The sequence below is a fragment of the Vibrio sp. B1REV9 genome, from assembly GCF_905175395.2.
Taxonomy (GTDB): domain Bacteria; phylum Pseudomonadota; class Gammaproteobacteria; order Enterobacterales; family Vibrionaceae; genus Vibrio; species Vibrio alfacsensis.
Genome location: NZ_HG992745.1, coordinates 1,387,673 through 1,414,219, shown reverse-complemented (window position 1 = coordinate 1,414,219; position 26,547 = coordinate 1,387,673). Strand labels below are relative to the sequence as shown.

26 protein-coding genes are annotated in these 26,547 nt (G+C 45.5%); 2 read left to right on the top strand and 24 right to left on the bottom strand.

What is annotated here, in order from left to right; genetic code table 11:
- Positions 1-244: 244 nt before the first annotated feature.
- Both KHN78_RS12080 and KHN78_RS12075 read left to right on the top strand, forming a co-directional pair.
- Entirely contained in the window at positions 245-1,525 is a 1,281-nt protein-coding gene (locus tag KHN78_RS12080; protein WP_119463434.1) for an outer membrane protein transport protein, read from the top strand.
- A gap of 309 nt (positions 1,526-1,834) precedes the next feature.
- A complete protein-coding gene (locus KHN78_RS12075; protein ID WP_211916209.1) occupies positions 1,835-3,130 on the top strand; it encodes an outer membrane protein transport protein in 1,296 nt (431 codons plus the stop codon).
- 87 nt (positions 3,131-3,217) lie between these two features.
- On the opposite strand, the gene KHN78_RS12070 is transcribed toward KHN78_RS12075, so the two are convergent.
- From KHN78_RS12070 to fliR, 24 genes are all read right to left on the bottom strand, one after another.
- Positions 3,218-3,997: a VacJ family lipoprotein gene (locus KHN78_RS12070; RefSeq protein WP_211916208.1), complete on the bottom strand. Its 780-nt coding sequence runs from the start codon at positions 3,995-3,997 to the stop codon at positions 3,218-3,220.
- Between the two features lie 133 nt (positions 3,998-4,130).
- Complete coding sequence (ccmI, locus tag KHN78_RS12065; RefSeq protein WP_211916206.1) at positions 4,131-5,348, bottom strand: c-type cytochrome biogenesis protein CcmI; 1,218 nt, start codon at positions 5,346-5,348, stop codon at positions 4,131-4,133.
- Positions 5,348-5,833 (bottom strand): cytochrome c-type biogenesis protein, encoded by a 486-nt coding sequence (locus KHN78_RS12060; RefSeq protein WP_211916205.1) that lies wholly within the window; start codon positions 5,831-5,833, stop codon positions 5,348-5,350. The genes ccmI and KHN78_RS12060 overlap by 1 nt, the downstream gene beginning before the upstream one ends.
- Complete coding sequence (locus tag KHN78_RS12055) at positions 5,830-6,384, bottom strand: DsbE family thiol:disulfide interchange protein (protein WP_128810454.1); 555 nt, start codon at positions 6,382-6,384, stop codon at positions 5,830-5,832. Before KHN78_RS12055 ends, KHN78_RS12060 begins: the two co-directional genes overlap by 4 nt.
- Position 6,385: 1 nt before the next feature.
- Positions 6,386-8,368: a heme lyase CcmF/NrfE family subunit gene (locus tag KHN78_RS12050; protein WP_128810453.1), complete on the bottom strand. Its 1,983-nt coding sequence runs from the start codon at positions 8,366-8,368 to the stop codon at positions 6,386-6,388.
- Positions 8,365-8,850, bottom strand: coding sequence for a cytochrome c maturation protein CcmE (gene ccmE / locus KHN78_RS12045; protein ID WP_211916203.1), 486 nt, complete (start codon positions 8,848-8,850; stop codon positions 8,365-8,367). The genes KHN78_RS12050 and ccmE overlap by 4 nt, the downstream gene beginning before the upstream one ends.
- Positions 8,847-9,053: a heme exporter protein CcmD gene (gene ccmD, locus KHN78_RS12040; RefSeq protein ID WP_128810451.1), complete on the bottom strand. Its 207-nt coding sequence runs from the start codon at positions 9,051-9,053 to the stop codon at positions 8,847-8,849. The genes ccmE and ccmD overlap by 4 nt, the downstream gene beginning before the upstream one ends.
- 12 nt (positions 9,054-9,065) lie before the next feature.
- The gene (locus KHN78_RS12035) at positions 9,066-9,809 is read right to left on the bottom strand and encodes a heme ABC transporter permease (protein ID WP_211916201.1); all 744 of its coding nucleotides are present in this window, start codon (positions 9,807-9,809) and stop codon (positions 9,066-9,068) included.
- Between the two features lie 109 nt (positions 9,810-9,918).
- Entirely contained in the window at positions 9,919-10,587 is a 669-nt protein-coding gene (gene ccmB / locus KHN78_RS12030; protein ID WP_128810450.1) for a heme exporter protein CcmB, read from the bottom strand.
- Between the two features lies 1 nt (position 10,588).
- Positions 10,589-11,206 (bottom strand): cytochrome c biogenesis heme-transporting ATPase CcmA, encoded by a 618-nt coding sequence (gene ccmA, locus KHN78_RS12025; RefSeq protein WP_211916200.1) that lies wholly within the window; start codon positions 11,204-11,206, stop codon positions 10,589-10,591.
- A 196-nt stretch (positions 11,207-11,402) separates the two neighbouring features.
- Positions 11,403-11,894, bottom strand: coding sequence for a DUF2802 domain-containing protein (locus KHN78_RS12020; protein ID WP_211916199.1), 492 nt, complete (start codon positions 11,892-11,894; stop codon positions 11,403-11,405).
- Positions 11,895-11,907: 13 nt separating this feature from the next.
- The gene (locus KHN78_RS12015; protein WP_038864816.1) at positions 11,908-12,402 is read right to left on the bottom strand and encodes a chemotaxis protein CheW; all 495 of its coding nucleotides are present in this window, start codon (positions 12,400-12,402) and stop codon (positions 11,908-11,910) included.
- Positions 12,403-12,437: 35 nt separating this feature from the next.
- A complete protein-coding gene (locus KHN78_RS12010; protein WP_211916198.1) occupies positions 12,438-13,568 on the bottom strand; it encodes a chemotaxis protein CheW in 1,131 nt (376 codons plus the stop codon).
- Positions 13,561-14,337 (bottom strand): ParA family protein, encoded by a 777-nt coding sequence (locus KHN78_RS12005; protein WP_211916197.1) that lies wholly within the window; start codon positions 14,335-14,337, stop codon positions 13,561-13,563. Before KHN78_RS12005 ends, KHN78_RS12010 begins: the two co-directional genes overlap by 8 nt.
- 8 nt (positions 14,338-14,345) lie before the next feature.
- Positions 14,346-15,470, bottom strand: coding sequence for a chemotaxis response regulator protein-glutamate methylesterase (locus KHN78_RS12000; RefSeq protein WP_211916196.1), 1,125 nt, complete (start codon positions 15,468-15,470; stop codon positions 14,346-14,348).
- A 29-nt stretch (positions 15,471-15,499) separates the two neighbouring features.
- Positions 15,500-17,776: a chemotaxis protein CheA gene (locus tag KHN78_RS11995; RefSeq protein WP_211916195.1), complete on the bottom strand. Its 2,277-nt coding sequence runs from the start codon at positions 17,774-17,776 to the stop codon at positions 15,500-15,502.
- Between the two features lie 9 nt (positions 17,777-17,785).
- The gene (locus tag KHN78_RS11990; RefSeq protein WP_211916194.1) at positions 17,786-18,526 is read right to left on the bottom strand and encodes a protein phosphatase CheZ; all 741 of its coding nucleotides are present in this window, start codon (positions 18,524-18,526) and stop codon (positions 17,786-17,788) included.
- 119 nt (positions 18,527-18,645) lie between these two features.
- Positions 18,646-19,014, bottom strand: coding sequence for a chemotaxis response regulator CheY (cheY, locus tag KHN78_RS11985; RefSeq protein WP_020333593.1), 369 nt, complete (start codon positions 19,012-19,014; stop codon positions 18,646-18,648).
- Positions 19,015-19,058: 44 nt separating this feature from the next.
- Positions 19,059-19,793, bottom strand: coding sequence for an RNA polymerase sigma factor FliA (locus KHN78_RS11980; protein WP_128810443.1), 735 nt, complete (start codon positions 19,791-19,793; stop codon positions 19,059-19,061).
- A complete protein-coding gene (locus KHN78_RS11975; protein WP_211916193.1) occupies positions 19,786-20,673 on the bottom strand; it encodes a MinD/ParA family protein in 888 nt (295 codons plus the stop codon). Before KHN78_RS11975 ends, KHN78_RS11980 begins: the two co-directional genes overlap by 8 nt.
- A gap of 14 nt (positions 20,674-20,687) precedes the next feature.
- A complete protein-coding gene (gene flhF, locus KHN78_RS11970; RefSeq protein WP_211916191.1) occupies positions 20,688-22,277 on the bottom strand; it encodes a flagellar biosynthesis protein FlhF in 1,590 nt (529 codons plus the stop codon).
- Positions 22,278-22,304: 27 nt separating this feature from the next.
- Complete coding sequence (gene flhA / locus KHN78_RS11965) at positions 22,305-24,404, bottom strand: flagellar biosynthesis protein FlhA (RefSeq protein WP_211916190.1); 2,100 nt, start codon at positions 24,402-24,404, stop codon at positions 22,305-22,307.
- A gap of 203 nt (positions 24,405-24,607) precedes the next feature.
- Positions 24,608-25,738 (bottom strand): flagellar biosynthesis protein FlhB, encoded by a 1,131-nt coding sequence (gene flhB / locus KHN78_RS11960; RefSeq protein WP_128810440.1) that lies wholly within the window; start codon positions 25,736-25,738, stop codon positions 24,608-24,610.
- A gap of 24 nt (positions 25,739-25,762) precedes the next feature.
- A complete protein-coding gene (gene fliR, locus KHN78_RS11955; RefSeq protein WP_211916189.1) occupies positions 25,763-26,545 on the bottom strand; it encodes a flagellar biosynthetic protein FliR in 783 nt (260 codons plus the stop codon).
- Positions 26,546-26,547 lie beyond the last annotated feature (2 nt).

Here is a 26,547-nt window from a genome sequence, read left to right as displayed (position 1 = left end):
CTTGATGGCGTTTTCTTATTATTCACCGCCAAAACATTCATCACACCTCTTACACTTAGAGCTATAACTCTAATTTATGCACTTTAGATGCAATATCCCCGCTGTTAGACATCATTTCCGCAATTTTTATTCAATTTTATCCAATGGTCGGATTTGTCTTTATTAATCTTAATACTACTATCTGCGCCACTGAGCAAAAGCTCAACTTATCGTCCAAAGAGACGAAATTAATAAGGAATAAGAAATGACTCAGAATACGCGTCTGTTCAAAAAGACTCTCCTAGCAGTGACGGTTGCAATGGCATCTGGTCAAGCAATGGCAGCTGGTTTCCAGCTAAACGCACAATCAGCGACTGGTATCGGTCGTGCATTCGCAGGTGATGCGGTAATTGCAGATAACGCTTCTGTAATGGCACGTAACCCTGCAGCAATGGCTCTATTTGATAAAATGGAGCTATCTCTTGGTTTTGAAAGCATTACTTCAATGATCGAAGTGAAAGATGCAACATATCGTAATAATTTACCTATGTTAGGTGGAAAGCCACCTATCGTAGCAGATGTTCCCGATACAGATGACGTAGGCGGTACATCAATCGCACCAAACATCCACCTCATTGTTCCTGTTAATGAAAAATTTGCTTGGGGTGTGAATGCTTACTCAAACTTTGGTACTAAAACTGAATTTTCAGATGACTACATTGCATCTGAGTACGGCGGTCTAACAGATGTTAAGAGCTTCAACTTTGGCCTTGCTGGTTCATATCGTCTAAACGATCAATGGAGCTTTGGCGCAGGCTTAGATCTAATCTACGGCCAAGGTACAATGAAGCGCGGTAACCCTGGTATTTTTGGTGCTGCTCCTTACGCACTAAACGTTGACAAAGCTGATGGTTTTGCAGTTGGCTTTAACGTAGGTACAGTCTACGAATTAGATGAAAATAACCGTTTTGGTTTTGCTTACCGCTACAGTCCAGAGTTTGAAGCGAAAGACGATAAAGGCCAAAAAATCACGCTCCCATTGCCAGACATTGCAGAATTCTCTGGTTACCACAAAATTGAAGATACTAAATTTGCGGTTCACTACTCTATCCAGTACATCGGCTGGAGTGCGTTTGAGAAAATCGAATTCCGTAATTTAGACGCTTCATCTTCACCTATCGGTGGTTCTAGTGGTGCATATGATAAAGATTACCAATGGCAAGATGGCTGGCACTACGCGATCGGCGGTACTTACTACCTAAACAACGATTGGACGCTACGTACGGGTTACATGTACGACACAAGTGCACAAGATAGTTTGACTTCAATTTCTGTACCAGATTCCGATCGTCAATGGCTATCTGCAGGCTTCACCTACCATATTGATACCAAATCTAACGTTGACTTTGGCTTTACTTACCTAATGGGTGATAAAGTTGATGTAGAAGAATCAATTAAAGTAGGTAACCTCACGGCTACGTCAGTAAATGCTACAACTCAAGCTGATGCAATCCTAGTCGGCTTACAATACAGCCGCAGCTTCTAAGCTCTGCGCTGATAGCTAATATAAGCACTCTCTATATAAAAGGCTGGTATTCCAGCCTTTTTTCTTATCTATTCAATTCCATTCACTGTATTTAAGCGTACAAGTGTAATCAAAAACCACCTTTATACCTCACAGCTGTTCGCTGAAATTTCTTTACACTCCCGTTACGATTAGTTTTATATGCCAAAAAATTTAGATTTTATGGTTATATATTTCAAAAAACAACCAAGGGCGGAATCTCATTTTTAAAGTAATAACTCTAAGCGTAAACTTTCGCTCCACGTTATAAATTACTCAGCGAACATTACAATGAAAACCAACAAGACTCTCCTATCTACAGCAGTGGCATTCAGCCTACTTAGCGCTTCTGGTATCGCCAATGCGGCAGGCTTCCAACTTGCAGAATATTCTGCGACTGGTCTAGGCCGTGCATACGCAGGTGAAGCAGCAATGGCAGATAACGCAAGCTCACAGTGGCGCAACCCTGCAATGCTGACTTACCTAGAAGGTACACAGGTGTCTGTTGGTGCGATTTATGTAAACCCTAATATTGATGTGGATGGTACATCGACTTATATCGATGGCCTGCATCCAGCAAGCTCACACGACTTTGCCCATGATGCCATCATTCCAAACTTTTACCTTTCTCATCAATACAATGACAAGCTAGCGGTTGGTTTTGCACTTGGCACCAACTACGGCATGGAAACCGACCTAGGTAAAGATTTTGCCGCGGCAAACTTTGGTAACCAAGCGAGTGTGTTCTCGATGGAAGCAAACCTAAATGCGGCCTACAAACTGAACGAACAACTAAGCATTGGTGGTGGTGTTCGTTACATCATGGCGGATGGTAGTATTGGCGCTGTCATGCCTCCTCAAATGAAACCACTAGCTGGCAAAACACTTAAGTATATGGAAGGTGACGACAAAGCATGGGGTTGGCAAATCGGTGCTGCGTGGCAAATCAATGACAACAATCGCATTGGTTTTGCTTACAAATCTGAAGTTGAATTAAATCTTCAAGGACGTGCGGAAGGTCTAGGCTTCAATCTTGTAGCGCCAGTTGTTAAACCACGCTACAACGGCTCAATGGAACTAACACTCCCTGCTACCGCAGAACTAGCAAGCTTCCACCAACTAAATGATCAACTTGCGATTCACACAAGCATCAACTGGACAGATTGGAGCAGCTTTAAAGAGCTAGTGGCTAATATTCCGGAGTTTGGCGATAAATCAGACCAATTAGTAAAAACTGAAAATTGGAAAGACAACTACCGCTTTGCTGTAGGTACAACCTATCAACTTGACCAAAAATGGACGCTGCGATCAGGCGTTGCTTACGATATGTCAGCCGTTGATGACAAATACCGTACTACAACAATTCCAGAGACGGACCGCGTATGGCTAAGTGTTGGCGCAGGTTACGAGTGGTCTAAGAACCTAACTCTAGACGCTGGTTTTACTTACATCTTTGCTAAAGATGCACCAATCAGCGAGCCTCGTGATTCTTCTGACAACGCTGCCGCAGCATTCGGTGGTAAATTCGAAGGTGAAGTGACGGGCAACGTTTGGCTAATTGGTGTTCAAGCGAACTACACGTTCTAATTTTTGAATAGAACCGATTGATAAAACAAAGGCTTAGCGAATGCTAAGCCTTTTTGTTTGATACGAATTCTTGTTACTTATTGTGTATTAGAAATCTTCTTCTAGATACTCATCTAAGTACGCTTCTTCATCTTCATCGACGTCATCCGTATTGTTGATTTCCGCCTTAAAGTCTTGTCTCTGAATATACACATCACGCGTCAATACGTATGGATCTGGTGATGTTTCCAGTTGAGCTTCTTGTGGCACCAATAAAGCACGTTTCTCCATCCCCTCTAGCGCCCACTTACCAAGACCAGCCCAAAAGTTGAGGTAAGATAGCGGAACATACATACCATCGACGGTATCTGTCACTTCACGTAGTGTATATGGACCATAACCAGGGATCATAAAGTAAGGACCGTTACCAACGCCATAGTGCCCCACTACGCTGCTAAACTCTTTGTTATCATATTTCGTGATACCGGCGGCGGTTGCAATGTCGAAGACCCCCAAAATACCAAACGTCGAGTTGATCCAAAAACGGTTGAAATGATCGACCGCTTTGCCGCCGTTACCCATGATAAGGTTGTTCACCACGCTCGCTGGTTCATCTAAGTTTGCGAGAAAATTAGCGATACCAGAACGAATTGGAACGGGCGTATACCCAACATACGCCAGTGAAACAGGGCGAACCAAGTACGGGTCTAGATAATCGTAGTTGATATCCCACATCGCACGGTTAAAGCTCTCTAACGGATCATAAACATCCGCAGTCGCCTGATTTGTTTCATTGTCTTCTGTTACTGCTTTGTCTGGTGCGGTTGAGCACCCTGCCAGCCCAACTGCAAACAGCAACAACAAGATGGATTTACCCTTGTTATACATTCTGTGTTCCATACGACTATTAAAATAAAGGCCAGCTAATGCTGGCCTTAATCATTCTACTCGATCGGTCTTAGTCATACCACAAATCCGACCTGATAATCACAAAGTGTCATATATCAGAGTCGAACGTGAATTATTGATACTGTTTATCAATTGTCACATCAACTGGCTGACCAAACTCAACCGCTTCGCTCTCACCGTGCCAATCTTTATCACGCGTTGCAACGTTACCATCAGAATCGACACGCACACGTACTAAAAGCTTGTCTAACGACGAAAGTTTTTGGCCTTCTATCATCGAATTGCCATCGTCAAGTACCACAGTACGAGGGAATGTGCCTAACGGGTAACGAGCTGCCGCCACTGGCATTGGCGAACCATCAGCACGATGAACAGACACAATCAGCACTGCATTGGGATCCAATTGCGCTTCCGGTGCCACATTAATCGTAACTGCAACACTCTTATCTGGAGAAACGGCTTCGCCCATCTGCTTACGCGCACTTTCAATGCTGCGACCTAACATCTCATAGCGGCTGTCTTCTGGACCAATCATTTGCTGCATGATACCCCAGTACTTAATCGCCGCAGGGAAATCTTGACGTTCAAATGCGTCAAACGCAAGCAGTGAGAAGACACGTAAATCAACGTAATCTTGCTGCATCAGTTTGCCAAGTAATGAACGTGCCGTCGCTTGATCCATATCGTCTTGTGACAACATAAGGGCTTGTGCGTAACCAAGCTGAACATCAGGATCTTTCGGATCCAACTTGTACGATTTCTCCATCGCATCTATAGCTGTGGTTACATCACGATTTGCTAGCGCAATACGCCCCAATAATAACCAACCGGTAGAGTCTTCTGGCTGGTAATGCAGACGGGTACGCAATGCCAAAGACAAATCAGCCATTTCATCTTCGCTTAATGGCTGAGAAGAAGCAGACATCAACTTCTTAGACAACTCCGGAAGATTGGAAGTGACTTCCTGCCATTGAATCACATCTTGTGATGCGCCAAATTTGAAGTACAAGCCATAGCTTAATGCCACCGTCAGCACTACAGATGGAATCAAAACCGCCATTGGCGAGACTTTAGTTTCACCCTGCACTTTTTCACTTGGGATATCATCTAGCAAAGACTGCTTCAAATCAGAAATCAATTCATCTTGGCTCTCAACCAAACCTTCATCGGTTTCTTCTTCAAGTTCTGAAAGACGGTCTTTATAAAACGCTTTGTTTAGCTCATCACGCAACACTTCATCGTTGTTGGCTTTTTGCTTGAGTATCGGTAATGCAATCAGTGCACATGCGACAAGCGTAAGAACAACGGTAGCAATCCAAAATAGAGTCATTACTTCTTATCTCCGTTATTCTCTTCTTCAAGTAGTGATTTAAGGCGCGCTTCTTTCTCTGCGTCCCAGTCTTCTTCACTATCTTGTGCAGCCAGCGCTTTTGACTTGCGGCTACGTAGTACGATCAAGCCAAAACCACCTAAAACAACCGCAAATGGACCAAGCCACAAAATGGCCGTCGCCATAGTGAACGGAGGATTGTAAGTCACGAAGTTGCCGTAGCGAGCAATCATATAGTCAACAATCTCGTCTTTAGACTTACCCTCTTTGGTCATTTCATAAACCTTATGACGTAAGTCTTGCGCGAGTTCAGCATTAGAGTCTGAAATCGTATTGTTCTGACATTTAGGGCAGCGCAAGGTGTGCCCAAGCTCTTTGAACTGCTGCTCTTGCTGCAAATTATCAAACTCATACACCTCGATCGCTGCATGAGCAGCAATCGAAAATGTCATCGCGGCGAAAGCGGCTAAGATAAACTTTTTCATTGCTTCGCCTCCTCAACCAATTGGGTATAAAGCGGTTCTAGCGTTTCCGCCCAATTGCGTGGATTCACATCACCAACATGGCGGTAACGAATGACTCCATTTGCATCAATAACAAATGTTTCCGGCGCGCCGTATACGCCAAGATCCAGACCAAGCATACCGCTGCCATCAAACAGACTAATCAGGTATGGGTTGCCAAGATCGTTCAACCAGCCAATCGCTTTATTACGATCATCTTTATAATTCATACCGATGATCTTCACGCCGTTGCCCGCCAATTCATTTAGGTACTTGTGTTCTGCGTAACAGGTTGGGCACCACGTTGCCCAAACATTGAGTAGCAAAGGTTCGCCCTTAAAAATCGACTGGTCATATTGCTTACCAGGTTCCGCTAAGTCTTCTAAGTGAAACTTCGGTACGGGTTTACCAACAAGTACAGACTCTAGTTTCGTTGGGTCATCGCCCTCTTGGTTGCGAACCAACTGAGTTGCGAAGATGCCCGCCAAAACCATAAAAGCCACCAACGGGATAAATAAGACTTTTTTATTCATATTATACTTCCTTCTCCGCTAGCTTTGATTGTCCGTCTTTCTTCGTTGTTTTACGAAAGCGGTAACGTCTGTCTGAGATAGCTAAAGCACCACCTAGAGACATAATCAAAGAACCAGCCCAGATCCAACGAACAAATGGTTTGTAGTAAATACGTACAGCCCAAGAACGGTTGTCATCCAAACGCTCACCCATCGCAATATACAAGTCGCGAGTGATGCCTCGATCGATTGCCGCTTCGGTCATCATTGACTTCGCTGTTCGGTAAAAACGCTTCTCCGCATGGAGGGTATTCACATATTTACCATCGTTAGTGATTTCAAAATCCGCGATGTAACCATCGTAGTTCGGACCGTCTTTATCGCGTAGGCCAGAGAAGTAAAAATCGTAACCGTAAATCTTAAAATGCTCACCAGGAGCCAGGCGAACATCACGCTCGATGCTATAGTTTTGCACCATCGCAATACCAATAACGGTAACAGCAAGACCAATGTGGCCTAGCATCATCGCCCAGTGGCTACGTTGTAGTTTACGTACGCCCTCGACAAAGCGATGACGGTGCGTTGCGCGTTCGTATAGCTCAAAACCGTGCATCGAGATGATCCAGATTGCCATTACCCAGCCAATGTAAGCCATGACTGAGAAGAAATCTGCGAACAAGTAAACACACACTGCGGCTAAGCCGAAAGACAAGATGCCAGATACAATCATCGGCTTAACAAGCTTAGATAAGTTGTCTCGTTTCCAGCGAATCAGTGGACCAATACCTAGTAAGAACGAGAATGGCATCATCAACCAAGCAAATAGCATGTCAAAGAATGGCGCACCAATAGAAACCGAACCAAGACCAATTTGCTTATGAACCAATGGCAGTAGCGTGCCGACAAGGACAACCACAAGCGCTGCGATAATCAGAACGTTATTCGCTAGTAATGCGTTTTCACGTGATACCAAATCGAAGTTGCCACGTACACGAACCGCTGCTCCTTTCACAGCAAACAACAATAAAGAACCGCCGATAACGAACACTAGGAAACCAAGAATGAACATACCGCGCGATGGATCAGAGGCAAACGCGTGTACGGAGACCAAAATACCAGAGCGAACCAAGAACGTACCTAGCAAACTTAACGAGAATGCAGAGATCGCCAGTAGTACAGTCCAAGCTTTAAATGTACCGCGTTTTTCTGTTACTGCTAGAGAGTGCATCAATGCTGTACCCGCTAGCCAAGGCATGAATGATGCGTTTTCCACTGGATCCCAGAACCACCAGCCACCCCAACCAAGTTCGTAGTATGCCCACCAAGAGCCTAGTGCGATACCGAGTGTTAGAAATACCCATGCAGCGGTTGTCCAAGGACGAGACCAGCGTGCCCAAGCCGTATCAAGACGACCTGTCATTAAAGAAGCAATGGCAAACGAGAAAGCAACCGAGAAGCCAACATAACCCATATATAGCATTGGAGGGTGAACGATCAAACCAGGGTCTTGAAGCAGAGGGTTCAAGTCTCGACCGTCTACCGGGAAGAATGGCAACGTGCGTAAGAATGGGTTAGAAGTCAAAATAATGAACAGTAAGAAACCGACTGAGATCATACCCATTACGGCAAGCACTCGCGCAACCGATTCTTGTGGCATACCACGGCTGAAAGTCGCAACGGCTACCGTCCATGCTGCTTGGATAAGAACCCAAAGCAATAATGAACCCTCGTGCGCGCCCCAAACCGCCGTTAAACGGTAATACCACGGAAGTTGGCTGTTTGAGTTGCTCGCAACATATTGCAGCGTGAAGTCGTTAGTATAAAAACCCCAACACAAGATGACGAAAGAGAAAAACAGCATAATGAACATCGACCATGATAGTGGTCGTGCTGTGTTCATCAGCATTGTATTGTTGTTTGATGCTCCCCATAACGGCAGAATGCTTAACAGCACCGCCATCGCAAGCGATAAAATGAGGGCAAAGTGACCGATTTCAGCAATCATTGGCCGCTTCCTTGTTTCTGTTCGGTTGTGTATTGCAAAGGTTCATGCGTTTTCTTCATCGCTTCTGCGATCTCTGGTGGCATGTACTCTTCGTCGTGTTTCGCAAGAACTTCGAACGCTTTGACTGTGGTTGCATTCTCTAAAACACCTTGAGCAACAATGCCCTGCCCCTCACGGAACAAGTCAGGAAGAATCCCCTCGTAAACGATCGTCACTTTCGGACCAACATCGTGCAAATCAAAAAGAACTTTTAGAGACTCAGGATCACGGCGAACAGAACCCTCTACAACCATACCGCCAATACGCAGACGTTGACCAACCTCTGGCTTGCTGCCATCAGGCTTACCATTAACAAGCTCTGTCGGCGTATAGAAGAGATCCATGTTTTGGTTAAGTGCATAAAGCATCAAACCAACCGTGGCACTGATACCGATAAAAATGGCTAAAATAATACCTAGCCTCTTTTTACGTCTCGGGTTCATAAGGTGTTCTCCATATTTTTCGCCGCGTCAATGCGCGTTTGACGATCAATTTTTGCTTGAACTTCTTTCAATAACGCATCTCCTCGACGAAGACTAGAAACCAACAAAATGATCATAGATAAAAAGGTAATACCAAATGCGCTCCACACGTATGACGCGTAGCCACCCATGGCAAATAAATCGCTTAGAGTTTCAAAATGCATAATTCAATTCCCTCACTGCGCTTTTTCGGTGGCCAGTTTGCGCACCCAAGGTCGGTGGCTCTCTTTGCTGATAATTTCGTTTCTAAAACGCACCATCGTTACAGCACCGAAGAAAAACGCAAAGCCAAAAATATTCAATAGCAACGGCCAAAGCATATTTGCTGAGATAGATGGTTTTTCAAATTTTGTAATCGTTGCTCCTTGGTGAAGCGTGTTCCACCACTCCACAGAGAAGTGAATAATCGGAAGGTTAACCACACCAACAATCGCTAAAATACCCGCCGCTTTTGCCGCTGTTTTTTGATCATCAAATGCATGGTAAAGCGCGATCACACCAAGGTATAAAAATAGAAGAATCAGTTCGGATGTTAAACGTGCATCCCATACCCACCATGTGCCCCACATCGGCTTACCCCAGATTGCTCCCGTTAACAAAGCAATAAAGGTAAACACCGCACCAATCGGCGCCATTGCTAATGCAGCCATGTTAGAAAGTCGAACTTGCCACACTAGGCCAATAAATGCAGCAATCGCCATCGACATGTAAACACCCATCGACCAAATGGCGGAAGGGACGTGAATATAAATAATTCGGAAACTGTCACCTTGCTGGTAATCCGATGGAGCAAACGCAAGCCCCCATACCGTACCTACCGATAAGCAGACTAAGGCCAATACAGAAAACCAAGGGAGAAACTTACCACTTAAATCATAAGCTGCTTCTGGCTTGGCATAAGGATGGAGCCATTTCCACATGTTTAATTCTCGCTCTTACTTCAGGGACACTATCCAGAGGGCCGGGACCGTAGCAGTGCTTTAATAATAATTCTTTGATCAAACGCCAACTAAGACGCTCTTTATTGAGTTAATTAACACTAACCCTTAATGCCGCACTGATCGCAAATGGAGTCAATGTCATTGCCCCCATCAACATCGCGCCTAAAATTGCCAATTGACCGTTATACGCCATACCCAATGCTGCAGCATCAATTGCAGATGTCGCAAAAATCAAAATTGGAATGTAGAGCGGAAGAATCAGCAAACTCAAAAGTACGCCGCCCTTTTGCAATCCAACGGTCAATGCCACTCCAATTGCACCGATAAAACTCAGTGCTGGCGTGCCGATCACTAACGTCAGAACCACAGACAACCAAGTATTAAAATCAAGAGAAAGTAATACGGCCAACAGTGGGCTGATCAAGATAAGTGGTAACCCCGTTAACAACCAATGAGCTATGACCTTCGAAAGAACAACAAGTTGCAAAGGGATTGGCATTAGCATCATTTGCTCTAGCGAACCATCTTGGAAATCATCGCGAAATAGACGCTCCAATGATAATAACGCAGAGAGCAATGCAGCAACCCAAACAATGCCCGCAGCAATACGTGCTAACAAATTTGGCTCAGGACCAATACTCAATGGGAACAAAGTGATAACAATAATAAAGAACCACAGCGGGTTTAGAATATCGGCCTGACGACGAAATGCGATCAGCAACTCACGGCGGATAATGGTGGTCATGGAAGATATCATCTCAATCACCTAGCTTAATTTTTCTAAGTTTTGTGCTATCTGCAAACATATCTTGGTGTGTGGTTAACACGACGATGCCACCATTATCTGCATGACGAGCAAACAGGGATTCAAGAACTTTCACACCTTGTTTGTCAATTGCGGTAAGAGGTTCATCCAAAATCCATAAAATTTGGTTACTCAACCAAAGTCTGGCTAGCGCAACTCGTCGCTGTTGCCCTGCAGAAAGTTGTGCTACAGGCACGTCTTCTCTTCCAGCTAGCCCCACTTGAGCGAGGGCAGCAAAGATTTCTTCATCTGAAGAGCGATTATTATGGATAGATTGATAAAAACGCAGATTTTCTAGCGCGGTAAGCTCTCGCTTCACGCCAGTTTGATGTCCTAGAAAAAGCAAATCTTGATGGAAAACATCGCGAGCTTTCTCAATCAATTCACCTTTCCATTTGATGATGCCCTCTTCTCTATCGCCTAATCCGGTTACGATACGTAGCAATGTTGTTTTCCCTGTGCCATTACGTCCCTCTATTTGGACGAGTTCTCCAGGTTTAATTTCAAACTGCAGCTTTTCGAACAAGATCCTTTCATCGCGGATCGCAGTAAGGTTAGAGACTTCTAACATAGGGCATCAACTAAAAAATGAACGAGGCGCTATATTAGCACAGCTTAGTTGTGACAAAACAGAATAAGAAAGCGATGAACTATGTAACTTCGTGAGTTTTTGTTAACTTGTTGTCACATTCCAATAAAACTAACCACAAATGGTTATAAGTTTATATTTTAGAAATAAAAAAAGAAGCCGAAGCTTCTTTTTCTCTTTAACGTCCTCGCCCTCGAGAAGGGTAAGATGGGACATCAAGTGGTTGGCTGGTAAGCGGTGGGATTTTTTCTTTTCCCGCGAGTTTTTTCTGCAAAGACAACATCAGTTCCGCCTCTGCTTTTGGTAGCTCACACTCTTCAATCAACTCATTGATATCAGCACCAAGTTGGACCATTTTGCTCGCTCGGCTGTACAAACGTCCATCGGTGTCTGCATGCTCTAGCTCTCTAATACGCTCGCTAAGATGCTGCATGATATCTTGCTGTTCTGTGACTTTTTGACCTAGACCGACAACAACTGAACGCACTTCCAATAATTGCTTATTGAGTTTTTGTGCCTCTTTTTCCGCATTTCGCGCTTGTGCACGTTGCTGATCCAACTGTTTTTGAAACCCGGCACGTATCCGTAACTGAAGCAGGAGTAATGCAAAGAAAACAAAAACAAAACCACCAATTAACAATGGTAAAGAGTGGAATGTATCTTCAGCCATGATTTAATAACCTTTATAGATGAGCCATCTCATCCCATTCGTCATCTGAAAGCAGTTTATTCAAATCAACTAAGATCAGTAGCTTACCATCACGGTTGCTCACGCCTTGAATGAACTTAGCACTTTCATCGGTACCAACAGATGGTGTTGTATCTATTTCAGATGAACGTAGGTAAACCACTTCCGCCACGCTATCGACCAGAATACCGATCACTTGGCGCTCAGATTCAATCACAATAATACGCGTATTATCAGTTACTTCACCTTCCATTAAGCCAAAGCGTGAACGTGTATCAATAACCGTTACAACATTACCACGTAGGTTAATAATACCTAACACGTAATCAGGCGCACCTGGAACTGGAGCAATCTCTGTGTAGCGAAGCACTTCACGAACTTGCATCACGTTGATGCCATACGTTTCTTCTTCTAGTTGGAACGTCACCCACTGAAGAACCTCGTCGTTCGATGTATCTTTCTTCACTTCAACTTCAAAAGCTTGAGACATAGTTAATCCTCGTTAATGTCGTTCCCGACCAAATTCTAATTCATTGATTTTACATCTAAACCAGCGTTTAGCATGTTTATTAGTGCTTGGACATGAATTAAAGCACACATTTTTTCTTTCACCATGCCCGCTAGCCAAGGGCGCTTTCCTACTTGCTCACGCCAGCGAACTTTGTCGATATTGAGGGTTTCCGTTCCCATTAACTGGTTACTTGCCAGCCCCCACATGCTTTCTCCTAGCATGACGACATATTGGTAATTCTCTTTGTACTCTTCACCAACAAGTTTGTCGGCCATCACCCATTTTGCCGTATCCACAACATCGAATTGTTGTTCGCGTCCAGTTTGTAAACCGAGATACCAAGCCGGACGGCCAATTAAGTGATTGAGCTCTGTAATTCGGTGAATCCCACCCAGCTCATCAAGCGGGACAGCAAAAGTAACGCCATTCACATCAAAGTACAGCACTTGAAAATCTTGCGTACGTTGCGTGTTTTCCCATGAGAGAGGGACTGACGCCCCTGCTTGTGTCTCTAATTTTGGAGACAATTCATGTTGCGTCTCAACGTCGATATCAACAATGGATGCAACACTTTCAACGGTATCCCGCTTAGTATCTGATTCAGGTTTAGTTTCTGACTCAAGCTGAATTTCTGACCCAAGCTTAGTTTCTAGTTCTAGTTTTGATTCTAGATCAAACTTAAGTTCTAGATTTAGTAGTTCGGCCTCTGTCGAATACGCTGGTGCTTCTTCAATGTTCCAATCTTGAATTTCTTCAATTTCTGCAACGTGAACCTCGACTTTGGTGTCAGGTTCAATGGGTTGCGATTCAGCCGAAAAATCAAGCTCAATCGCTGGATTGATCGATTCAAGTTGACTCAGTAGTCGCTGTACGTCTTCCAGATTTGGCGCTTCTAATGCAGGCGCGTATATATCGCTGAATTGATAAGATTCAGGCTCTGCGTATTTTAACTGTAGTTTTAGCTCTGGCTCTGGCTCTGGCTCTGGCTCTGGCTCTGGCTCTGGCTCTGGCTCTGCAGATGATAACGCTTTTGCAAACATGTCTCGCTCTATTTCAGGCTCAACAACCTCGATATCTTCGCCAAGCAGAGCGGTGAAGTAATCATCCAACGCCTGTTCACTAGAAAGTACGTCGTGGCTACTCATCGAACGCAAGCCTCTCCAAGTAAATCAGCAATTGCTTGTATGCAAAGACGCCTCGACTTCCAGAAGCAAAATGCGATGCAGGCAAATGCTTCAAACTTGCATCGCGGAACTTGGTATCAATTGGCACAGCAGACGTCCACACCTGATTTGGATAATCCTTTTTCAGTTGCGTTAATGTCTGTAACGATGCTTTTGTTCGCTTGTCGTACATGGTTGGAACAATCGTGACTTTAAAACCATCCGGGCGTGATTTCTGCATGATGGTCAAAGTACGGATCATGCGCTCCAGACCTTTCATGGCCAAGAATTCGGTCTGCACCGGAATCAAAATCCGATCACTTGCCGCCAATGCATTGACCATCATGACGCCTAAGATCGGAGGGCAATCAATCAATACGTAATCGTAATCTTGAGAAACTGCTTGAAGTGCACGCTTTAAAATCAACCCCATCCCGCTACGATTACCCATGACACGGTCAAGCGTTGCTAAAGACATATGCGCAGGAATAATGTCCATACCATCCAACTCTGTATTCAGAATCAAAGGCTTCACTGTTTCTGGCGAAAATGTCTTTAACTGAAATAAATCAAAAAGACTGGAAGCAACGGTGTCAGAATCATACCCAAGATACGTCGTCAGTGACGCATGCGGGTCGGTATCGACCATCAGTACGCGATGTCCCTTTTGGCTCAATAATCCAGCCAGTGTGACTGTCGACGTTGTTTTGCCCACGCCACCTTTTTGGTTCGCTACACTCCAAACGATCATGTTTTTTCCTAAGCCAATCCCACTTCAACCAACATGCGCTCTGCAATGCGGTCGAGAGGTAAATCTTCAGTTGAGATCCCTGCTTTGGCGACAGCTTGAGGCATACCATATACCACACAGCTTTCTTCGTCCTGAGCCCAAATCGTCGCCCCGGCAGATTTCAGCATGCGCGCACCTTCACGACCATCGGCCCCCATACCCGTCAAAACCATCGACAGAACTTTGTCACCATAGACTTTCGCTGCAGAACCAAACGTTACATCGACACATGGTTTGTAGTTCATGCGGTCACCACCATCGATGATGCGAATACGAGCGGCTCCTGGGCGTCCATCAATCATCATTTGCTGACCGCCTGGAGCAAGGTATGCAACACCAGCACGCAAAACATCGCCGTCTTCTGCTTCTTTCACTTGGATCTTACAAAGCGTATTCAAACGACTCGCGAATGCTGCCGTAAACGTTGCTGGCATATGCTGAACAAGCACGATTGGATGCGGGTAGTTCGCAGGTAACTGAGTCAGAATTTTTTGCAAAGCCACTGGCCCACCTGTAGACGTGCCAATCGCTGTCAGTTGGTATCGCTTACCTGATGCACGAAACTTCAGCGCCATAGGACGACTTGGAGCCGACGTTGACGAATGTGCTGACGTTGGTGCCGCTCGTGATGCCAACGGTCGAGTTATCGAACTTGGTGTTGGTGCGCTTCTCAATGCAGGCCTGCGCATAAATGCACGTTTAGCGGCAATTTGAATCACGCGCTGTTGCAATAAAGAGACGGCTTCTTCTCTATTGCGAGCAATGTCTTCGAATTTTTTCGGTAGGAAATCCAAAGCCCCAGCATCAAGCGCATCAAGTGTTGCTTTCGCTCCATCGTGCGTTAGTGACGAAAACATCAATATTGGCGTTGGAGACGCCGCCATAATTTCACGGACGGCAGTAATACCATCCATGACAGGCATCTCGATATCCATCGTGATAACGTCCGGTTTAAGAGCTTTGGCTTTTTCTACCGCTTCTCTACCGTTTACCGCAACGTCAATCACTTCTAGGCGCGATTCTGAGTTGATGATTTCGCTAACGCGACGACGAAAAAAACTCGAATCATCAACGACTAATACTTTAATCGCCATTTTGTTCCTTTTCCAACTGCTCGCCGCGCTTAAATGCGCGACGCTGCAGCATATTGCTTAAGTAGATCTGGCACGTCGAGAATCAACGCAATGTGACCATCACTGGTGATCGTCGCACCCGCCATACCCGGCGTGCCTTGTAGTAGATTGTCTAGAGGTTTGATCACCACTTCTTCTTGACCAATTAAGGTATCCACTACAAATCCAACACGTTGGCTGCCAATCTGAACAATCACGACATGACCATGCCCAGCACGTTCTTGCACGCGAGGTGATTTTGCCGCTAGCCAGTTCTGCAAGTAGAACAATGGAATCGACTTATCACGAACAATGATCGTCAACTGACCATCAACAACGTTGGTACGGCTCAAATCTAAATGGAAGATCTCATTCACTGATGCAAGAGGGAGCGCAAATGGATGCCCACCGACACCGACCATCAGCGTTGGCAAAATCGCTAAGGTCAACGGAACTTTGATCGTAATCTTAGTACCTTTACCCAGCTCAGAATCAATATCAATCGAGCCATTTAGGGTATTGATCGCGGTTTTTACCACATCCATACCAACACCACGGCCAGAGATGTCAGAAATTTTCTCTTTGCTTGAGAAGCCTGGTGCAAAAATTAAGTTAAAGCACTCTTTGTCTGTCAGACGCGCAGCCGCATCTTCATCCATCATGCCGCGCTTAACCGCAATGCCACGAAGTTTGTTCGGATCCATACCGCCGCCATCATCAACGATAGCAAGTTCAATATGGTCACCTTCTTGCGATGCAGACAGAATGACTTTACCCGTACGAGGTTTCCCTACTTTTACTCGGTCATCTGGCATTTCAATACCGTGGTCTACCGAGTTACGCACCAAGTGAATCAATGGATCCGCGAGCGCTTCAACGAGGTTTTTATCTAGATCGGTCTCTTCGCCACGCATTTCAAGCACGATGTCTTTATTTAAGTTACGCGCCAAATCGCGAACCACTCGTGGGAAACGGCCAAAGACTTTCTTAATTGGCTGCATGCGCGTTTTCATTACCGCACCTTGAAGATCGGCGGTAACCACATCAAGGTTTGCGACGGCTTTCGCCATTTCTTCGTCGTTGCTATTCAAACCGAGGCTCAGTAAACGGTTACGAACCAATACCAATTCACCGACCATGTTCATGATGGTATCTAGCGTCGAAGTATCCACTCGCACTGTCGCTTCTGCCTGTGGTTTTTTCGCAGCGGGTGCCGCTTTCGCTTCTTCTTTTACGGCAACAGGCTGTGCTTCAGGCTTTGGAGTCTGGGGCGCTGCAGCAGGACTTGACGTTAGTGCACTCGAATTAGGAGAACTCGAAGCCGGAGCACTTGGTGTTGGTGCAACTTGAGGTGCTTCAGATTCAAAATTTGCCGACGCAGGTTTAGTCGCGAAATCAAGCTCCTCAATTGATGGACCTTTACCCGCCCCATGCAATTCATCGAGAAGTTTTTCAAATTCTTCGTCCGTCATCAGATCACTGTCATCTGATGTAAACGACACTGGCGCAACAGGCTCTGGCGCTTTTGGTGGCTCTACTGGCGCGATCGTTGAAGCCGATGGACTCTTACCTACACCATGCAACTCATCCAAAAGGCGTTCAAATTCGTCGTCCGTAATGTCGCCGCTTTCTGTCGTTGGAGCACTTACATGAACAGGTTCAACCGAAACGCTTGGCGCAGAAGCACCCGGAGCCGCACCTTTACCATGCAGCTCATCTAACAGTTTCTCGAATTCATCTTGTGTGATTTCATCGACTGAACCTACACTGGCATTCGTCGTTGTTGCAGGCTTATCCGCGATTGAATCAAACACCATCGATTCGATAATCTCAGGTTCTTCAATGGTAGGAGCAGAGCTAACAACCGGCGATGAAGCCACCACTGCTTCATCTTCAGACTCAGGTTTACATAAACGATGTAACTCTTCTAACAATGCAGGATTCGCCGCTTCTAAAGGCTCACGGTCTTGCACTGCTTGAAACTGCGTATTCACCGTATCAAGTGCTTTAAGCATGGTATCCATCAAACTTGCCGTCACCGAGCGCTGACCGTTTCGCAACACGTCAAACACGTTCTCAGCGCCGTGACAAGTATCCACCAGCTCGCCTAATGATAAGAAACCAGCACCGCCTTTCACGGTGTGGAAACCTCGGAAAATCGCGTTAAGGAGATCTTTATCTTCCGGATTGTTTTCCAGTTCGACTAATTGCTCAGAAAGCAGCTCGAGAATCTCTCCAGCTTCAATCAGAAAATCCTGAAGAATATCTTCATCTAAATCGTAGCTCATACGTTACCTTTAAAATCCAAGACTGGACAATAAGTCATCAACTTCGTCCTGCGATGAAACCGCATCTTCCCTAAGTTCTGGATGAAGAATCGGGCCTTCAGCTTCGCTTGATTGTTTACTCTTTTTATCTGATGGTCGTGGCGAAACTTGAGCATCTTGTTCTGTTTTATTGCCAGAAAAGACGGTCAATATCTCAACCAGGCGATCTTCCACTTCATTGGAGAGCGTAATCACGCGACGAATGATTTGGCCAGTTAAGTCCTGGAAGTCTTGTGCCATTAGAATTTCGGTCAATTGACCACGCAACTCGGTGCTGTCACCCTCGACTTGAACTAAAAGCTCATCGATACGGTAACAAAGCGTTTTAAAGTCACTTAATTCAATGCGTCCATGCATAAGTTCGTTCCACTGAGGACGAACTTGCTGAAGGCACTCGTGTAGGTTATCTGCGATAGGTAAGCAGCGTTCCACTGCATCCATGGTTCGGTTTGCAGCCAGTTCGGTTTTTTCAATCACATATTGCAGACGATCCCTTGCATCTGGGATTTCATCTCTTGCAATTTCTGTCATGCGTTGTTCAAGATTGAACTGTTTTAGTGAGTCATGAAGATCGCGGGTTAATGTTCCGATTTCTTGCAACATCGGATTTCCTTGACCTTCATATAACGAGGCAACAAGTGCGTTAGCTTGCTCTTGCTCCCCTTGTTCTAGCATCTGAACGAGCGACTTCGCCTGCTCTAGTGAGATCATCCTGAATAGACCCTTAATACGTTTATCTTTTCTTATTTGACTTTTTCAGCGTCAAACGAGCCATCCTTTTATATTAAGAATTTGGAGTGATAGCCCGAGCAACAAAGCAAAATAGATCGTTATAAACGTTCAAAAATTTTCTCTAGTTTTTCTTTTAGCGTAGCGGCTGTAAATGGCTTAACGATGTAGCCGTTAACACCTGCTTGAGCCGCTTCGATGATCTGCTCACGCTTTGCTTCTGCTGTGATCATAAGTACTGGAAGATGCTTTAGCTCTGCATCAGCACGGATGTGTCGAAGCAAATCGATACCCTGCATTCCTGGCATGTTCCAATCAGTCACAACAAAATCGAAGTCACCTTTTTTCAGCATTGGTAATGCAGTTAAACCATCATCCGCTTCCTGAGTGTTATTGAAACCCAAGTCACGAAGTAGGTTTTTAACAATACGGCGCATTGTTGAGAAGTCATCAACAATAAGGATCTTCATATTTTTATTCAAAATTGCCTCCACTGAATCGCAATATCAGTGTTTTAATCGTTTTGTGTCCACGCACTGAGCTTGGTGCGTAAACGTTGCATCGCTTGACTCAATATTTGGCTTACGCGAGATTCGCTTACACCTAACACATCGCCAATCTCTTTTAAATTGAGTTCTTCGTCATAATAAAGCGAAAGAACCAAAGCTTCACGCTCTGGAAGCTGTTTTATTGATTCAACCAGTGCTTTTCGAAACGATTCATCTGCGACCCCTTTAAATGGGTTGCTATCATCGGTTTCGTCCGCCGGTGAGATCACATCATCAGATACACCTAAATCTTCAATTCCCACTAATTTTGAACAGCTTATATCAGTAATCGCACTATGATATTGGTCTAGTGTCATACCAAGATGTGCTGCTACTTCTGCATCAGATGGGTCACGATTTAGAATGCCTTCCAGCTCTGCTATCGCTTGGTTAATTTCACGATTGTTCTTATGAACAGAACGAGGGACCCAATCGCCTTTGCGAATGTCATCTAACATCGCACCGCGAATTCGGATACCCGCATAAGTTTCAAAGCTCGCACCTTTAGACGCATCATAATTCTGCTGAGCTTCGATAAGACCGATCATGCCAGCCTGAATTAAATCTTCTACCTGAACACTCGGCGGTAAACGGCCTAACAGGTGGTGAGCAATACGCTTAACCAACACAGAGTAGCGTTCTATGAATGCCTGCTGGCTATTCAATTTGCCACGTTGGTTATAGGTCATCGCTTTATTCACCAAAAGGGTCCTCTGTGAATTCAGTACGGTTTAGTAGTCGCTCGACAAAAAACTCTAAATGGCCACTCGGTGTCTTCGGTAATGGCCAAGTCAATGCCTTACTTGCTAAAGAGCTGATCGCTAGAGCAGCCGGTGAGCGCGGGAACGCATCCACGACGATCTTTTGTCTTTTTACAGCTTGACGTACTTTATCATCTAATGGGATACATGCTACGAGTTCAAGGCTGACATTCAAGAAGCGCTCTGTGACTAATGTCAATTTTGCGAATAATTCTCGGCCTTCACGGTAGCTTCTGACCATATTTGCAACAACTTTGAAGCGCTGAACTTGATGATCTTTACTCAACAGCTTGATCAGCGCATAAGCATCAGTAATGGATGTCGGTTCATCACAAACGACTACCACCACTTCTTGTGCTGCGCGTGAAAAGCTGATCACCATGTCTGAGATGCCCGCTGCGGTATCAATGAGCAGTACGTCCATCTCGTCTTCGATGCTACCAAATGCACGAATAAGTCCAGCATGCTGAGCAGGAGAAAGCTCTGTCATGGCTTGAGTACCCGACGTTGCAGGAACGATCTTTATGCCATAAGGACCTTCTACAATTGCATCTTTGAGCTCACACTCACCCGCAAGTACATGGCCTAAATTGCGCTTTGAACGAATTCCGAGCATCACATCAACGTTGGCTAAGCCAAGGTCAGCATCGAGAACCATCACTTTTTTGCCTTGGCGAGCCATACAGATCGCCAGACCCAGTGTTACGTTTGATTTGCCCACACCACCTTTACCGCCAGTAACCGCGATTACTTTCGTTAATGATGGTTGTGTTAAGCGACGGAGGCCGCTTGCTTGATCGTGTATCATATTCTCAGTCATAGTAGTCCGCCGCCCTAGAGTCCTTCGTTGTCACTGTTCCAAAAGTGAGGTTCGTTCTCTGTCGACTTCTCTAACAGTTCATTTGCTTTCGCAATCATGTATTTTGGTTGTGCTATCACAATGTCTTCTGGTACGCGCTGACCGTTAGCGATGTACGCTACTGGCATTGCGTTCTGAATCACCACGCTGATGAATTCGCCCAAACTTAACGATTCGTCAAGCTTAGTCAAAATACAGCCCGACAGTGGTATGCGTCGGAAATGATCCAACGTTTCCTGCAGAACTCGACGTTGTGCGGTCGCGGGCAAAACAAGGTAGCTGTGAATCACTTCACCGCTTTCTTGCATTAAAGTATCAAGCTGTTCGGAGAGTCTGACGTCTCGTTGCCCCATACCTGCCGTATCAACCAAAATAAGTCTTCTGTTCCTTAGCTGATATATAACATCGGCTAACTCATTAGAATCTTTAGCAACTCTTACAGGACAGCCCATAATTCTTCCATAAATGGAGAGTTGCTCATGTGCGCCAATTCGATAGGTATCGGTTGTAACCAGTGCGACATTGTCAGCACCGTATTCCATTGCAGCACGCGCTGCGAGCTTTGCAACCGTCGTTGTTTTGCCTACCCCTGTAGGGCCAAGTAGGGCAACAACGCCGCCACGTTTTAAAATATCTTGCTTTGGCGTGCTAATTTGGTCTGCAACTAAAGACAGTAACGCTTTCCACGCACGAGCCGGCTTGGTGTCTTCCGGAATATAACACGCCATTTGATCGGCAAGCTCTGGTGAAACCCCCATTCGCTCAAGACGTTTTATCAACATCGCTCGTAACGGTTCACGACGCTCGACTTCTTGCCACATCAAACCAGACACTTGGTGCTCGAGCAAACGACGAATGGATGTCATTTCTTCGCGCATGTTTTCTAGCTCGTTGTTTGAGTCATCACGCTCATCCGATGGGCGACGACGATCGTAACGCGTTGGATCAAGCTTAGGCGTCGCGCGTTCAAAACGATTATCTTGAGCAATCAACTTCGCTAATGGGGAGTCCGATGGATACGGAGCTTGGCTTTCTTGATGTCGACTTTCTTGATGACGACTTTGTTGCTGCCTGTCGTGTTGCTGATAGCTATCTTGCTGTTGGTAGCTCTCTTGTTGATAGCTTTCACGGTGTTTGTTTTGGCGTTGTAGCAAAGCAGACAAAGAGTCCTCATTCTCTGCCACATGATCATCAGACTCGGCGCCAGATCCGCTGTATTGCTTGAGCATGTTCGCAAAACGCTGCGTCATCGAGCCCGATTTTTCATTACTGGCAGTCAGGCTTAATCTATCATTATCCAAACGGCGGTCTTGAAAACGCTCCGCCGCCGATGATGACATTTGACGATGTTCGCTGTAACGATTAGGTTGAGCGGCAGCACGATTTGGCAATGCTGCTGTTCGCATTGCTGGGGATGCGTTGGACTCACCATCAATCGCTGCAACGATCTCGACACCACCTGCCACTTTCTTATTCGACATGATCACCGCTTCTGCACCAAGTTCTTCTTTCACTTGGAGTAGCGCCGTTCTCATATCTTTGGCAAAAAATCGTTTAATTTTCAAACTATGAATCCATTTATACTACGCAGGCTAATTACCCACGGCTTGCACAATTCTGATCTGTTTTTCATCCGGTATTTCTTGATAAGACAACACTCGGAGATTGGGTATCGTGTTTTTGACAAATTTTGCTAACGTCGAACGCAATACACCAGAAGTCAGCAGAACTGCAGGCTCTCCTTTCAGTTCTTGCTCTTGTGTGGCTTGACTCAGAGATGCTTGAATTCGCTCTGCAAGTCCAGGTTCAATACCAGCAGACTCGCCACCTGACGCCTGCATTGTTTGATGCAAGATTTGTTCCAGTTCAGGAATAAGAGTAATAACAGGCAATTCTGGCTCTATACCATTGATTTCCTGAACAATTAGACGTTTCAAGCTAATACGAACCGCAGCCGTAAGAATGTCAGGTTCTTGACTCTTACTTGAGTACTCTGCCAAAGTTTGAACAATGGTGCGAATATCACGAATTGGAATCGCTTCGTTGAGTAGGTTCTGCAACACTTTAACCACAACACCCAAAGGCAATTGATCGGGAATGAAGCTTTCGACCAATTTAGGTGCACTTCGGCCTAGCATCTCCATGAGGTTTTGCACTTCTTCATGGCCAAGCAGTTGAGAGGCATTGTTCGTCAGTAGTTGGCTTAAATGGGTGGCGAGTACCGTAGAAGAATCTACGACAGTATAACCAAGCGCTTGTGCATGTTCGCGCTGCTCTTCTCGAATCCACACCGCTTCTAAGCCAAAAGCAGGATCAATCGTCGGTTCACCTTCAATCATGCCGTAGACTTGGCCAGGGTTGATCGCTAGCTCTTGATCTGGGCGAATTTCGGCTTCGCCAACCGCAACGCCCATTAGGGTAATGCGATAACTGTTTGGGGTGAGCTCTAAGTTATCTCGAATATGAACCGCAGGAATAAGAAAACCAAAATCTTGAGACAGCTTCTTACGTACCCCTTTAACACGTTCAAGCAGTTCACCACCCTGATCGCGGTCCACCAATGGGATCAGACGGTAACCCACTTCAAGGCCGATGATGTCGACAGGTTGTACATCATCCCATGAAAGCTCTCGTTGAGAAATCGGTTCGCTACCATCTTCGGCTTTAACTGGCAGAGCAGGCTCTTTTGCTTTCTGTTTCTGCCTTTTGTCTAGCCAATATGCGGCGCCACCAGCCACTGCTGCCAGCGATAGGAAAGAAAAATGTGGCATCCCCGGTACGATACCCATCACACCGATAATAATCGCCGTGATCATCAACGCTTTTGGGTTATCGAACATCTGAAATATCAGTTGCTCGCCCATGTCTTCATCGGTATTTTGACGCGTTACCATCATTGCAGCCGCAATCGAAAGCAATAACGACGGAATTTGGGCTACCAAGCCATCACCAATGGTGAGCAAGGTATAGATTTGCATTGCTTCACCGAAGCCCAAACCATATTGCGCCATACCGATAGACAAGCCACCGATGATGTTAATAAATAGGATAAGAATACCCGCTATCGCATCACCTTTTACAAACTTAGACGCACCATCCATCGAACCATAGAAGTCGGCTTCTTTGGTCACTTCAAATCGGCGAGTTCGCGCTTGTTCTTGATCGATTAAGCCTGCGTTTAAATCCGCATCGATGGCCATCTGTTTACCTGGTAACGCATCTAGGGTGAAGCGAGCACTTACCTCTGAAATACGTCCGGCACCTTTGGTCACAACCATAAAGTTAATGATCATCAAGATAAGGAATACCACTAAACCGACCGCATAGTTGCCACCAATAACAACACTACCAAAGGCTTCGATTACGTTACCTGCTGCATTGCCACCCTCATGACCATGGAGCAATACCACACGAGTCGAGGCAACGTTCAAAGCGAGGCGAAGCAAGGTTGCGATAAGCAATACCGTTGGGAATGCAGCAAAGTCGAGTGGGCGACGGGTGTAAACAGTCACTAACAGCACGACCATAGCGAGGGCGATGTTAAATGTGAAGAATAAATCCAGCAGGTATGCAGGTATCGGTAGCACCACCATCGCAAGGGTGGCCAAAACCATAACCGGCGCACCAATAGCAGGCATGGAGCGCTGTGGAATTCGTGGCAATTTATCTGCAAAAGGCAGGCTTAACTTCATACTGCGAGAGTTCTCAATCGTTCAGAGGAATGCGTATTTGATGTAATTACTTGATATTACGCGACGGTTTAGAATTAAAAGTTCATCTATTCTTATTGATTCATTGGCTCTAAGCAATCTATGTACCAGATCAAACGCCAAAATAATGACTAATTACTCAAATAAGCATCAGACACCTGAATTTTCGTTAGTTATAACCCAAATCAATGACGATGTTCAGGAGGGATCGGCAAATCGTAATCATTAAGTTTTGGTCTCTGCCCGCCCCGCTTTCTGTATTGCTTGAGCTGAAAGACAAATGCGAGCACTTGAGCCACAGCCGTAAACAAGCCATCTGGGATTTCTTGTTCCAACTCCGTCGTGTAATACAGCGCTCGAGCCAATGGTGGAGCCGGCACAATAGTGATGTCATGTTCACGGGCAACTTCTCGAATTTTCATCGCCATGTGATCAGTGCCTTTAGCAATAACAACGGGCGCGCGATCAGTTTTTTGCTTGTATCGCAACGCCACAGAGAAGTGTTCTGGGTTAGTGACGATAACATCCGCTTGCGGGACGTCTGCCATCATTCGACGTTGAGCCGCTTCACGCTGGAGCATACGAATACGACCTTTAACTTCAGGCTTACCTTCTGTTTCTTTGTACTCGTCTTTAATCTCTTGCTTGGTCATTTTAAGTTGATCAGCATGCTGCCAGATCTGAAACGGTATATCGATGGCCACCACAATCAACAATGAGCAACTTATCAGTAAGACAAAATTGAGCAAGATATCGAGCGCATGAAAGATATTCTGCGGGTACACATCCATGCTCAACTGAATCAAATCCGCTTGGGATGCTTGAATCAGGTAAATGGCCACGCCCGTCACTAGCCCAACTTTCAATATGGATTTGAGCAGTTCTACCCAACTCTGCATACCAACCATACGTTTTAAGCCACTAAGTGGATTCATTTTGGACAACTTCGGCATCGCCGCTTCAACAGAGAAGCTCACGCCACCCACCCCTGCCGCACCAAGGAGCGCAGCAACGAATAACGTCACCAAGATCAGAAACAGTGGCAGCAATAAATCCACCATCGCACCACCGGCAATATCAAACAATTTGCCAGTGTCGTAGATTTCTTCTCGTTGAAGATCGAATAAGCGGCTCATGATAGAGAATAATGAGCGTGCGAGAGATTCACCAAACCACATTAATGCCACCGCGCCAACAATCAACACGGAAGCAGAAGCTAACTCTTTAGACCGAGCAACCTGTCCCTTTTCTCTGGCTTGTTGTAACCGTCGGGGGGTGGCTTCTTCGGTGCGTTCTTGGCCGTCTGACTCTGCCAAACCAGTCTCCTAGGGTTTACTAACCTAACATTCCAAGCGAATGAGGCGGCACATCTGCTCCTCACCCACCAACCAAAAGATTTCATAATGGCTGTATAAACCCGCCAAAATGTACCAACACAGCAACAAACCCACCATGAGTGCAAAAGCAAAACCAAGCGAGAAGATATTCAACTGCGGTGCCGCACGCGTCATCACACCAAATGACAAGTTAATTGTTAGTAGAGCAATAATACCGGATAGTGACATGCTCAATGCCGTTTTAAACATGATCCCAAGCCAGCTTGCCAATTCACGGTAATCGACCGCGCTTAAGGTACCCGAGCCAATCGGCAATGTTTTGAAACTGAATACCACCAATTGCAGCATCTTTAAGTGCCCGTCTGTGGCCAAAAAGAACAGCGTGGCTAAAAACATAAATAGCTGACCAAGCAATGGCGTATTCTGCCCGTTTGCTGGGTCAACCATTGAGGCGAAACCCAAACTCGATTGCATACCAAGAATCTGACCTAACAAAACAAAAGTTTGGATGATAAATTGAGTCACCATGCCCATCGCGACACCAATAATGATCTGCTCTGCAATCGTGATAAAACCACGAAAAGAGAGCAATTCTAGATCTTGTGGTACGGCAGGAATGGCCGGCATGACAGCAAAAGTAATCGCGAGCCCAAGATAAAGTCGAATTCGAGGCGAGACAAACCGTGCCCCTGTCACCGTCATCACCATCAACATGGCTGAAATGCGGGTATAGGGCCAAAAATAGTTTGCTATCCAGTCGAGAACAATATCAGTTGGGTATTCCATAC